This is a genomic window from Candidatus Merdisoma sp. JLR.KK011, assembly GCF_036941125.1.
GTDB lineage: Bacteria > Bacillota > Clostridia > Lachnospirales > Lachnospiraceae > Laedolimicola.
Map to the genome: position 1 here is coordinate 2,519,958 of NZ_JAYWSZ010000003.1, position 12,463 is coordinate 2,532,420.

Sequence of the window (12,463 nt, forward strand, 5' to 3'; positions counted from 1 at the left end):
ATAATAATTTGGGCATTATCTATGATAAGGAATAATCATGAATACTCGCTATATTGCCTACTCTTCTGAAATATCACCTTCCTTGCACTTGGCAAGCTCTTCTTCAAGGGCTCCAATCTCATCCCTTACAAGCTGCCTCTGTCCGTGGAGCTCCTGAAGGTCATAAGGCGGCTCCATCCCAAGTGTAGAATACTCCATACACTTGGCAATTTTCCAGTCCCCAATCTCCGACTCCTGGCAGGAGAGCTTGGTCTTCAGGTCTCTTATTTTCTGCTCTATCTCATTTCTGCTCATTGTTTGTTTGCTCATTTCTGTGTCCTCCTTCAATAAATGGGTGGATGAAAAGCTCATCAAAAAGCTTGTCCATGTTTTTGAGAATGGTGTAGGAGTCATAATGCTGCACACCACCCCTCCATGAGGCATAGGAGCATCTCACATCTGCAAAGGATACTTTCCCTTCATCCAATAGCTTCCGGAGCTTTTTCATCTTCCTCCGCTGCCTGACAACAGAGTCCTTGCTGATACGTTCAATCACCTTGCCTGTTTCCGTTAAACTGTACTTTATTTTAAGGAATGTGAAGCCATGGGACAGCTTGACTATCTGTGTCTTTTTGGGATTGATAAACAGCCCATACTCATCACATATCCCTCTGATGTCGTTCAGGAGCCCCTTCAGGAACTCCTTGCTTTCATGGATGATATAGATGTCATCCATATACCGTCCGTAGTATTTCATGCCCCTCACAATCTTGCAGTAGTTGTCTATCCTTGTTGGATAGTACACACCGGATATTTGAGATATTTGGCTTCCAATGCCTACGGACTTTTTCATGTACTTCTCGCCTGTCAGCTCTGCCTTATCAATTTTAGCGTGTTCCAGTGCGTTGTACAGGGTATTCATGCAGTCAGCGTATTCTTCCTCCGACATGTACGAAACATCCACCCGGAAGGTGTCTATGAGCTTCTCAATGAAGCCCATGGTCTCCTTATCGCCAATCTTTTTCCGCATCTCCTTTATCAGCCCATCATGTGGGATGTTGTCAAAGAATTTGCTGAAATCAATCAGTAGCACATACCCCTCATTGCTCTTATGCTTCCTGTAGAACTTGTGAAGGTGGGTGCTCATCCGTTTCCTTGCAAAGTGGATACCCTTTCCTTCCATGGATGCCCCATTGTCATATGTGAGGTATTTGGATAGCTCCGGGACAAGCACATTGTCACAAACCGACCTCTGCACTACCCTGTCAGAGATGTGCATGGACTTTATATGGCGGATATGCCCTCTTTCATTCAGGTCAAACTCATAAAAGTCCTTCTGCTCATAGCTTCCATCCTTCAGCTCCTTTTGTGTCTGATTGACATTCCTCAAAAGGTTGGCTTCATACCTCTGTACTGACTCCTTCCACGCTGTCCCCTTCTTTGACTTGTTAAAAGCATCAATCAGGGAATTGGCATCATATACAGACTCCATATTTTTCATAGAGTTTTCACCTCGTTCCTAGCACCAACTGACGTATCAGGGTGCATCAAGATGTTGCTCACCTTCCCTCTACACAAAAGATGAGCTTCTTTACCTTTCGGAAGGACAAGCTTTCCTTTCCTGTATCATATGTCGGCTCGTAGCCTACACTTAGCATATATACACGAAATCGGGCGGACTCCACCATCCCCGGCGGCGGCGTTATTGTTACTATTACCATTATTGTTACAATTAGCAAACGCCGCCGCAGACACCACAGCACTCAACGGGATGCTGTTTCACTTGATACAAAGCTTGCCCCGGATAATTATACTTGCTTTTTCGGATTTTGGAAAGTCCCTTCTGCCTTTTTTGCCTCGGTCTCCTTAATCTTCTTCAGTATTTTGTTGTCACTCTTCCGCCATCCCTTCAGGAGGGCTATCTCCTTCTCAATCATGTCCACATACCTCATGTACTTCTGTGCATCCACCGGGATGATGGAAATGATGTACTGCATCTCCTGAAGGAGCTGCTCACAGTTGCCTATGGCATGGTTTTGGAAGTTCCTTCGGTCATAAAATTCACTTTCGCATACTGGATATATGGTGTTCGCCTGTGTGATGTTCATTACCATGTTGTGCATTATGTTCATCATGCTGCTCCGCATCTTGTCTATGAGCCATGCCGGGTATTCCTCAATAATTTTTGCAGTCATTTCATACTTTGCAATTATTTCCCGGAACTTTTTCTCATCCTCCGGTTCCATGCCCTGCACACCATACAATGCCTTGATACTCCGCACTTTGTCCTTGATGCCAAAGTCCCGGAGCAGTAACAGGGTTATCTCCTTCCGGAGCATTATGGCATTATGGTAAAATTCCATGCTCGACACGCTTCGCTTGTTTTTCAGTACGCTCAACCTTTTTCCTCCCTCCGGTCATCTGCCCCCATATAGGGGGCAGATTAAAGATTAGCCGATACAGAAATGCGGGCGGACTCCACCATCCCCGGCGGCGGCGAGATTGTTACTATAACCATAACTGACACAAATAGCAAACGCCGCCGCAGACACCACAGCACTCAACCAATACCACATCCGGCTTCCGTTATGTCCAAGACCTGCTACCTTCAGGTCAGGGGCTAACCTGAACAGCGGAAACTGGATGTTTGCTTCGCCTGTATCATAGAATGAAGAGCTGAACACATTGGAACCATATACCTGTATCTCACTCATCAGTCTAAGCTTGGTGTCTTTCCACTCCCAATTATTTGCATAGCCAGTATACCCGGCTCCTGCATTGGAATTTCCTGTTTCGGATACACTTGTTGTCAGCAGACCCCTGTATGCTATTATATGATTATTCAGGACATTTTTCAATGCCGCCTCATAAATAGGGAGCACTGTTGTGTGCATCTTGGAGCCTGCATATCCGCCTGTAGTCACATTGCTATCATTCATCTTCGCCTTTGTCTTAAAACAGTCCCTTGGAACCACTATTGCATGATGCTTTGTCAATGCAGTATCCCCATTATTCCAGTACAGGTCAAAGCCTGCCAGTATCAGTCTGACCGTTTCCGCTCCTCCCAAGCTTGTAGTGATGCTTACATCAAAATAGTCACCCACATACAGGTCTTCAAAGGTTCCTGATGAAATGCGTTTGCAGATTTCATCTATTGAATACACATTGGTCAGGTTCTTTCCCCTGTAGATGGAGTTATGTGCTCCTGCATTGTCCACAAAGACATTCTTCATCTGTTCATGCAGGAACTTGTCATTGTCAAGGAGCTGCTGATGCCTCCGGTTCCACTCATCACAGTGTGCCGGGGTAGTCCGCTCCATTGCCTCCATCTCAAGGACAAGTTCCGGGTTAGCTGCTGCTGTTAAATTTGCCATTTTCCTCTGCCTCCTTAATAGTTATCTTCAATGGTGAATGTCACCTCTGTCTCATCCTTGCCTTTTGCAAGGAAATTTGAGAACGCCACCACATCACCGTCCTCATCAATCAGTGCCATCTCGCTGATGAAGGTGCCCACAAGCTCATTCTCTTCAAGCTTGATGGTGTACTCATAGGATGTGTCTGAAATCTTGGTTGATGAAGTATAGGGCTTTCTCACCACCTCATTCTTCAGTGCCACATTCTCCGCAAGCGGCACAATCACGGTGCCATCTGCATTGACACCGCCGGAACCAAGTGCAATGTGCGTTATCTTTGCAATGCTCCCGGTTGTATGGCTTGCTTCAGCCATCTTCTTTCTTCTGATTTTGGTTATTACGCTTTTTGTTGCCATTCTACAATACCTCCGTTTTCTGCCAAGCATCTATTGTCTTGGAACCATCAAGGCTCCATGTTCCATCAAGGAAGATGAGGTTGTGTTCTTCATGCCATATGACCCTGTACTCCCTTGTATATCCTACACCAAAGCGGTATTCCTGCTTGGTGGTGTATTCACTCCTCTGTGCCCCCATGAGCCGGGAGCCATTCAGCTTCCAAAGCCCGTTGAGCTTCAGATAGTCAAAATAATGGGTGACCATCCGGTACCGCTCCAATGCCTTCCTGATGCTGTGTGAGCCCTTGCAGGGCTGCATCCGGTACCGTTGCTTCAGGAGCAGACTCTCTTCATGCTGATGCCGGAAGGTTGTACCCCATCTCATGTCCCTTGGGGACAGCTCCGCATCCACTGTATGGCTTCCGTCTGTCATCCATGAGCCATCCATCTTCAGGTAGTCATAATAGTGCATCCTGAAGCTGTATGCCGCCTTCAGGATGGCACTCTCCGCCATACAGCAGGAATAAATGTATGCCATGGCTGCAAGCCTGGCTTCATGGAGCCCATAGCTGCTCTCATATCGGTACCCTATCCAGGTGCTGATGGGACACATCTGTGCATCCAGTACATGGCTCCCATCCAGTTCCCACATGCCATCTGTCTTCAGATAGTCATAATAGTAGAGGTACTTCTTATAAAGCACAGCAAGGAAGCTAGAGCTGTATATCTCCCGGATGCTCAAGTTGTATCTGAAGAAGTAGTTGTCCTTCGCTCCCACTTCTTTCCACTTCCTGACGGTCTTCCGCATGATGTCAAAGCTGATGGGATGCTCCTCATCCGCATCCATGGCAATGACTATGTAGAACTCCGCCCACCTGTTCTCAAGGGTGTCGGACTCCAATGTCCGGCTCCCGTCAAGGAGCCAGCTTCCGTCAAGCGTGAAGTGTACAAAGCCCGTCAGCTCATTTGCCCTCACAAGAACCGGGGAGACATAGCCAAGGGTCTTCACCGCAAGCAGAACCCCTTCATTGGTGCCCCCAAGCTTGCAGAGCTCATCATACATGGCTATTCTTGAGCGGTAGTTCTCTGGATGCTCCCCCTCATACCGGGTCAGCCTCCTGTCCGCTCCATGTACCGGGAGCATCTCATGGCTGCATGTGGCAACCATGCCCTCATCCCTTGCCCGGAGGATGTTCTCTTTCGCTTCGTCAAACCTCCTGCCGAACACCTTGCAGAGGATGTACCACTTATTCAGGGCTTTCTTCAGCTTCTTCAGCGGAGTGGTGAGCAGATACCACATGTATTCAATGAAGTTCTCTATCATGGCGGCATCACTCCTTCCCCCTTGTGCCCTGTGCTACGTTCCTGACAGTCACATTGATGTCCCCTGCCATGATGACCTTATCCTGTCCAAGCAGCATGTCCCCTGATGGCTGCAAGATGTCCGTCTTCCTGTAATTGTCAATCTTGGTACTAAGCACTTGGATGATGCTGTCCCTGTACAGGGTGTTCATCTCTCCCCTTGTCAGTGCCATCATCTCCTCAATGAGCTTTACTGCCTGTGCATCCACGCCATCCGTTGCCGCATCTTCAGCAAGGTATACCACAAGCTCAAACGCCTGCCGCACTACCTCACTGGATTTCACAAGGTAGTCCTCATAGTTGCCCTTCAATGGCTCTATGGCTTCCCCGACCCTCCGTATGAGTTCCGGTGATGCTTCCCCGGCTGCCCCCGTGACAATCACGTCCACGGTGCCCTGTCCCCTTGGATGCTGTGCATCTATCCGGGCATCCAGTACACCGGGGACAGACTTGGCAGCGTTCCGGAGCTTCTCCTCTATGGTTCTTGTTGCCAGTTCCGCCCATGAGCTCATGCACCTGTCCCGGAGGTCTTCAAGGTCTTCCTCCTCGGCTCCCTCTTCAAAGAGCCAGTCCTCCTCATTCGTCACATAATCCATACCGTCAAGGTGTATCATGGATATGGTTATCCTTCCCGGTGCTATGTTGTAATAGGTTCCGGGTGCCTCTGCCTCCACAAGCACCCTTCCTACAGGCTCCCCGGCATCAATGACCGTGTTCTCACAGCAGTAGAACTTCAGCTCCTTGCCCCCGGCATCCGGCTCCGTCTTGAAGCAATGTCCCTTCGTCACCTGAAGGGCATTGTTATACTCATTCCTGTATATGGTCACATAGCCCTTTGCCGCTTTTGCCTCCTTCTGCTGCTTTGAATAGTCGGCTGCCTTAATCTTCAGCCAGTCACCTTCAGCATGTTTGATGAAGCAGCTATTGACTATGACACGGGCAAGCTCCTTCAGCTCTATGTATATGGTCACTAACATGCGGCAAAGGTGGTAGAAGATGCCGCCCTTTTTGAAGTTCGTTATGGGGAAGCCTTCGTCCTCAAGCTCTCCCTGCACCTTTTCCATCTCCTCATCCTCATCCGGGATAGGGATAATCTTTTCCATGATGCTCTCATCTATCATTCCACAATCACCTCCACGCCATTGCTCTCAATGTCAATGCTGTACTCCTTGCTGCTGTCATTCTTCCGGAAGGCTACCCTGACATGGTATAAGTGACCGTCAAAGTCCACCGTTGTCTGTATGCTCCCGGCATCAATATAGTCCCTCTTGGACAGCTTGGAACGGATACGCTGCTGTATTTCCATCTGTGTGAAGTCATCATATTCCCCCTGCATGAAGTCAAGCAGGCTCCACCCATAGCTTCCATCCCCCTCCTCGTCCTCATAGAAGAGCTCGCCTTCTTCCGTCACCGCTTCATTCCTGATGTCTTGCAGCCAACACTCATCATCTGATACAAGGGATGTGTCCCCGTTCCCGTCTGACACAGGCTGACCATCCTCATCAAGCATGATGTCAACGTCATTCGCACCTGTTATCTGCATCAGAAGCACCTCCCTATGATATAGGGCTTGCACTCGCCATACATGAGGACTACCGCCACGGTCTCATCCTTCAGGACTGGTATGTCCGTTGCCACCTTCGGGACTTCCGGGAAGCGGCTGTCCGGCTGCTTGTTTTTGTCAAGTATTTTGAGCGTTGCCTCATACAGCTCCTCCCCTTTCCTTTTGACCGCTACCACCTTTGCATACAGGCAGGGAGGGTACTGCATGTGCGGATAATTCTCTTTTATCTGATTGCCAAGCTCCTGCTCCACAAACATCTTCATCATGTCAGACATCCTTCTCACCTCCTGCAAAATAGATGTACATGTGTACCGCCCCGGTATCGTCACTCCTCACTATGGTCTTCTCCACTGTCACAATGCCGCTGTACTTGCTGTGCTGCACCTCAACCTCTTGACTGTGGTGTATCCAAGGGATGGCTATTGTCTCCGCCTCCCAAAGGTCTCCATACTTATTCAGGGACAGGATGGTCTCCCCCTCCTCAAGGACATACATCTCCTCCTGTTCTTCCTTGGTTCCCCAATAGAACACCTTCTTTTGGAAGAAGAACGGGTTTTTGATGCCCCATGAGCTGTTGACCTCTGCTATGGTGTTGATGCCGCTCTTCCTGTCAATGACAAAGAGGGATTTCTTCCCATAGTTCTCATCAGACAGCACATAGTCCTCAATCCCTGCACAGGTCAGCACATACCGGATGACATCCTGTGGCTCACAGTCTACAAAGGATGCCTTGATGGTCACTCTGTCAAGCTTCATCATGTCATCTTTTATCATTATCTCTTTCCAGTAGTCCGTGTCACCGCACCTGACATACCCCTCAATCAGGCTGTCAAAGTCATCCTCATAGCCAAGCTCCACGCTTGCCTCATCCATATCCTTGAACTTCAGGACTCCCTGAAGCTGTGGGGACAGCTCCACCCGGCACCAGTCCATGTGTGACTCCTTGCTTGAGAAGCACTCAACCTCTATCCCTTCAGTCACCTCATAGTCCCCTACTGTCACCTTAAACTCCGGGGATATTAGCTTCTTGACCCCCAAGCCAGTCACCTCCCTACTTCACAATCCTTTTTGCTATCTTCTTAGCCTTGAGCGTGTTCCGGCTGTCCTTTGCCGGGCTCTTGCTCTTCAGCTTCTTGCTTTTTGTCTTCTTGCTGCTCTTTTTCTTTGTTTTCTTCTTGCTCTTTTTCTTCTTGACCTTTATCCCGGCTATATCAGGAGCCCACAGCTCCAAGGAGGCTATCCGTTTGCTCTCTGATATGACCTTCTTGGAGGTGAGGTTCTTGAAATATACGCTCGATATGCCACGGGCTGCACAGTCCTCATTGACGATAGGGAGCAGCTTGGGTTTATTCTGACCATATGCTTTGAAAAGCCTCTGCATCTCCGTGAGCTGTTCTAATGTCGTGGCTTTCTTGGTATCCTCAAGCAGTATGTCTATCATCACCTTGGCATTTTCATAGCCTACAGGCTGCGACTTCTTGAACCTGCCCTTTTCATCCTGTGCCACATACACGCTCCCTGCCTCCTGCACTTCCACGCTTGTGACCTGACCTTTCAGATATACGCCGCCAAGCTTCACCACTTTGTCCTGTACATACAGCATACCGCCTCACCTCCTTATGTGGCTGCCGGGGAGGGGCTGTCCGTCCGGTTCTGTGCATCCTTCAGCTCATCTATCAGCTTGTAGAGCAGCGGCAAGTCCTTAATCTTGCTGATGTCTACTGTGAAGCTTATCTGATGGATGGTTGTGCCGCCTTCCCTGCCCCATCTCTCGGTTGTGTGTGTCTCCTTGGTTGTTGTGCTGCTTTCCTTTTCCTTGCGTACTGATGCAGCCTTTGATGTCAGGGCACTTGTGATGTTCGCCCCGGTCTGCTGTACGCTGTCACCGCTTTCTTCATTCTCACCTTTGACCACGCCCCTGACAACCTCGGTCATCTGCTTCCACAGTTCTGACAATGGCAGCACCGCTTCAGCTCCGGCTTCTCCCCCTCCCAAAAGGCTTCCGCCCATGGCTCCAAAGATGGTTGCCCCGTTCAGGATGCCGCCATCCCTGTACCACTGGATGGAGAACTTAGGTAGTGAGCCCTTTCCTGCAATGCCAAAAGGTGCCTCTCCGCCGCTCACACTGATGTGTGGCAACTTTAAGTCCGGGAGCTTCCATGAGAAATTGAAGACTCCTTTTATTCTCTCAATCGCACCGGATACTACCGATCTTGCAGCCTCAAGCTTTGAGGAAAACGCCGACTTGATACCGTCTAAGACGGATGATACCGTGTCTTTCGCCGCCTGTATCTTGGATGCTATGGTGGAGCGTATGCTCTCAAGCCTTCCGCCTGTTAATGTGTTGATGGCGGAGTAGGCTGCACTGAAGGTACCCTGTACCCCCGTCATGGTTGCGGATACTATCCCCTTGATGCCTCCGCCGCTCGCCTGATATGCCGCCTGCATGTTGGAGAGCTGTGTGCTTGCATAGTTCTTTGCCGCCGACATCCCGGTTGACACCGCATTTGCCACCCCGGACATCTTCTCACTGAACTTGTTTTTGATGTCCGTGAGCTTTCCGCCCGTCAGGTTGTCAATGAATGTGAAGCCTGCTGTGTAATATCCCTTCACCCCCTCTATTGCTGCCGCCGCTACGCCTTTGATGCCTCCGCCATGTTCCTCATAGGCTGCCTTCATGTTCCCAAGCTTTTCCTTCACGGTGTCGGATGCCGCCCCCAAGATATTCCCAAAGAAGCCCTTGACTGCCTCAAGCCCGTTTTTCACGGTGTCCTTCATCTTCGTTATGGTCTCGCTTGCATCAATGCCTATGGCGGAAAAGGCTCCGCCTATTGCATCAAGGAAGCCTGAAGCAAATCCGCCTATAAAAGAGAGGATGGCGTTGAACCCGTTTTCTATAAAATTCTTGAAGTCACCGACAGCGGCGGAGGCAAAGTCCATAGCCCCCGAAAAATCGCCCTTGAACAGAGCAACTACAGCGTTCACCACGTTGGTGACAAAGGATACGAAACTCGAAAAGGCATCTATCAGCGGTGTCAGTGCGGACAAGGCTCCCTGTATAGCTCCGGCAAACGTGGAACCAAGCACCACTAGGACAACTGCCCCCACTTTTTCAAGTATCTGTATGATTGGCTGTACCGCCTGCCATAGTTCCTTGAGCTTGCCGCCTAGGTTTTGCAAGGCAGGCTGTATAGATGACCACGCCTGCATGACTGCTGACTTTACCTGTTCAAACAGCCCCTTCCAAAAATTCCGGAAGGCTTCTGACTTGTTCCATAGGACAACAAAGGCAGCTACAAGTGCCACTATCCCGACTATCACCCATGTGATGGGGGATGCAAGGAAGGCTGTGTTCATTCCCAATACAGCGGTCTTCACAAGCCCTATGGCGTTCTTTGCTGACAGGAAGAGCTTCCCAAGGCTGCCCACCACACCCATCACGCTTCCTGCTATCGCTAGGAATACGCCAAGCTTCAGGGCTATGTTCATTATGCTCTGCACTGTCTCCTGATTGTTGCTTATCCACTCGGAGCCCTTCTTTATCAGTCCGCTCACCTTGTCCATGGTGTTGTTGACTGCCGGAAGGAGCCCGTTGCCAAGTTCCTCTACGTTGTTATGTATCTGCTGTTTCAGTACTTGGAACTTCTGCTCCGGCGTGTTGTTGATGGCTTCCGCCATCTCCTCCGTCACAGAGATGCCGCTCTTCATGCTCCCCTGCAAGTCCTGTATCCCGGAGTCCAGTGTCTCCACATTGTTGTATAGCAGGTCAATGAGGGCTACCGCCTCATCCGTCCCAAAGGCTTCCTTCAGCTCCCTCTTCTCTACCGCATCTATGGTGTCCCCGTATTTGCTCTTCAGCTCCGTCAGTATCTCCGGCATGGAGAGGAGCTGGTTGTTGGTGTCAAGGAATGTCAGCCCAAGCTTCTCCCCGGCACTGGATGCCTGATTGAGGAATGACTTGTACTTCGTTGCCGCTTCAGAACCGGACATTGTGGTCTGAAGCTGTCCCATGATGGCAAGCTGCTCCTCAAGTGGGACATTGGCGTTTGTCGCTGTGGCTCCAAGTGCTGATATGGCACTCGCCATCTCGGAGCCGGATGTCTTATAGTTCTTAACCGCTGTTGCTATCCCGGCAGAGAACATCTCCCCAAACTCAAGGTCTGACATATCATCATAAAAGCCTTTATAGATACCGTACCCTGTAGCGAACAGTGAGCCCATCTCTTCCGTTGTTGATTTTGTGGCTTTTCCCGTGAGGGCTGCCAGTTGCGTGAACTGTGCCACGCCTTCATCCGTCAAGGATGCTATTCCTGATTTTATGTCATAGGATGCCGTTATAAAGTCCGCTTTGCTTGTGCCTGCCCATGTGTCAGAGAAGCTCTTTGCCGCATCCTCCACCGCCTTCAGGTCTTTCACCCCAAGGGAGGATAGCTCCCCTAGTGCGTTCTGTGTGTCAAAGGTGGATGTGACGGTCTTCATGCAGAGTCCGGTGATGCCTGCCCCTATCCCTGCCATTGCCGCCCCTGCCTTCTGCATGGTTCCAAAAGCGGAATTGAGCCTGTTGACAACGCCTGACACGTTATCCCCGACTCCTCCCATCTGACCGGACAGGTTATCTACCAAGTTCAGGATGACAGACAATTTGTATACAGACTCCATACCCATGCAACCACCTCCCTGTTGCTTTTTTCCCAATTTGTGGTATACTTATCTTCAGAAGTTCATAGAGGTGTGCTCAAGTCCCACAGTTTCCGGCTGTGGGGCTTGTTTTATTCGTCTTCAAAATTGTCCGCTATCCCTTTTGCTACCCCTGCCTCGATATCCTCAATCCTCATGTCCCTTGCACAGTCCGCTTGACCATACAGGGAAAAGAACTCATCAAAGGTCAGGTCTTCAAAGCTTTCCGGAAGCAGTTCCTTGGGAAGGTAGGTGTATATGACCATCTTCCCATAGCTCACAAAGCTGCTCTTGAACTGCTCCTTGGCATCCTCTACAGCTTTTTTACTGATGTAGTGTCCGCAAGCCCAAGCATACGGAGCAGCTTGTCCGCAAGGCTGATAGTGATTGCCGGGTATTCCTCCACGGTCTTCTTGAGTTCATCCCTCTGCTCATCAATGATGTTGTCAAAGACAAAGCTCTTGGATGCCTTTGTCACGGAGTTGGAGATGGTCTTCACATATCGGTCATAGGATGCCGGCTTCGGTTTCCTGAACAGGTAGGAGAACTCCTCCTCCGTGTCATCATCCACCTGTACCGTTGTTGTCACCGTGTAGATTTTCTCATCCGTCCCGGAATACTTTTCCTTCAGGTTCTCCACATCTGCCGCCTTTGCCGCTTCATTCTCTTTTGCTGCTCTGATGAGCTCCTGTTCTCTTGCTTCGTTCATGTTCATACCTCCATTTTTGTCATTTATTCTGTTATCAGTTACGCATCAAGACCGTTGATTTTGATGCCGCCCATTGCGATACCGTCAAGGTCTACCTTCATGGACTTGTCCCCCTGTGCCGCCTTGAAGCTACGCTTTGACAGCACAATCTTGGTCAGGACATCCGTACAGGTTGCCGCCCCTTCGTCTGCATAGTTCACAACAATCTTCGGGATGACATACTTGTAGAAGTTCTTGTATCCCTTTGACTGGATGACCCTGCACATCTCATTGAAGTCCTCACGGAGCAGGGATAGCTTGACGGAGTTTTTCTGGTTTCCGGTACCGTATCCCCTGATTTTTCCGCCCTTGCCATAGATAGGCTCGCTCTCCTGCTCGTCATCATAGGAGATTTCCATGGGCTCCATGTTCTCCATGCCGGAAG

General features: G+C 49.8%; 15 protein-coding genes. All 15 read right to left on the bottom strand.

Annotated features, from left to right (window positions below):
• Positions 1-57: 57 nt before the first annotated feature.
• Positions 58-309 carry a hypothetical protein gene (locus tag VV089_RS13370; protein ID WP_334336187.1) on the bottom strand — a complete coding sequence of 84 codons (252 nt, stop codon included), beginning with the start codon at positions 307-309 and terminating at the stop codon, positions 58-60.
• Complete coding sequence (locus VV089_RS13375) at positions 281-1,480, bottom strand: RNA-directed DNA polymerase (protein WP_334336188.1); 1,200 nt, start codon at positions 1,478-1,480, stop codon at positions 281-283. Before VV089_RS13375 ends, VV089_RS13370 begins: the two co-directional genes overlap by 29 nt.
• Positions 1,481-1,787: 307 nt before the next feature.
• The gene (locus tag VV089_RS13380; protein ID WP_150838368.1) at positions 1,788-2,378 is read right to left on the bottom strand and encodes a hypothetical protein; all 591 of its coding nucleotides are present in this window, start codon (positions 2,376-2,378) and stop codon (positions 1,788-1,790) included.
• Between the two features lie 51 nt (positions 2,379-2,429).
• The gene (locus VV089_RS13385) at positions 2,430-3,353 is read right to left on the bottom strand and encodes a hypothetical protein (protein WP_334336189.1); all 924 of its coding nucleotides are present in this window, start codon (positions 3,351-3,353) and stop codon (positions 2,430-2,432) included.
• Between the two features lie 14 nt (positions 3,354-3,367).
• The gene (locus tag VV089_RS13390; RefSeq protein ID WP_150838366.1) at positions 3,368-3,748 is read right to left on the bottom strand and encodes a phage tail-collar fiber domain-containing protein; all 381 of its coding nucleotides are present in this window, start codon (positions 3,746-3,748) and stop codon (positions 3,368-3,370) included.
• Position 3,749: 1 nt separating this feature from the next.
• Entirely contained in the window at positions 3,750-5,051 is a 1,302-nt protein-coding gene (locus VV089_RS13395) for a hypothetical protein (protein WP_334336190.1), read from the bottom strand.
• A 7-nt stretch (positions 5,052-5,058) separates the two neighbouring features.
• On the bottom strand, positions 5,059-6,210 hold the full coding sequence (locus VV089_RS13400) for a baseplate J/gp47 family protein (RefSeq protein ID WP_334336191.1): 1,152 nt from the start codon (positions 6,208-6,210) through the stop codon (positions 5,059-5,061).
• Positions 6,207-6,632 (bottom strand): DUF2634 domain-containing protein, encoded by a 426-nt coding sequence (locus VV089_RS13405; RefSeq protein WP_162225415.1) that lies wholly within the window; start codon positions 6,630-6,632, stop codon positions 6,207-6,209. Before VV089_RS13405 ends, VV089_RS13400 begins: the two co-directional genes overlap by 4 nt.
• Positions 6,632-6,928 (bottom strand): hypothetical protein, encoded by a 297-nt coding sequence (locus tag VV089_RS13410; RefSeq protein WP_172537238.1) that lies wholly within the window; start codon positions 6,926-6,928, stop codon positions 6,632-6,634. Before VV089_RS13410 ends, VV089_RS13405 begins: the two co-directional genes overlap by 1 nt.
• Entirely contained in the window at positions 6,921-7,691 is a 771-nt protein-coding gene (locus tag VV089_RS13415) for a hypothetical protein (protein WP_334334558.1), read from the bottom strand. Before VV089_RS13415 ends, VV089_RS13410 begins: the two co-directional genes overlap by 8 nt.
• 13 nt (positions 7,692-7,704) lie before the next feature.
• Positions 7,705-8,256, bottom strand: a complete 552-nt coding sequence (locus VV089_RS13420; RefSeq protein ID WP_162225413.1) for a hypothetical protein — start codon at positions 8,254-8,256, stop codon at positions 7,705-7,707.
• Between the two features lie 14 nt (positions 8,257-8,270).
• Positions 8,271-11,318 (bottom strand): phage tail tape measure protein, encoded by a 3,048-nt coding sequence (locus VV089_RS13425; RefSeq protein WP_334334559.1) that lies wholly within the window; start codon positions 11,316-11,318, stop codon positions 8,271-8,273.
• 104 nt (positions 11,319-11,422) lie between these two features.
• The gene (locus VV089_RS13430) at positions 11,423-11,611 is read right to left on the bottom strand and encodes a hypothetical protein (protein WP_334334560.1); all 189 of its coding nucleotides are present in this window, start codon (positions 11,609-11,611) and stop codon (positions 11,423-11,425) included.
• Between the two features lie 32 nt (positions 11,612-11,643).
• Complete coding sequence (locus tag VV089_RS13435) at positions 11,644-12,039, bottom strand: DUF6848 family protein (RefSeq protein WP_334334561.1); 396 nt, start codon at positions 12,037-12,039, stop codon at positions 11,644-11,646.
• A 38-nt stretch (positions 12,040-12,077) separates the two neighbouring features.
• Positions 12,078-12,463 (bottom strand): hypothetical protein (locus tag VV089_RS13440; protein WP_334336192.1); only part of this gene is annotated, 386 nt, incomplete at its 5' end.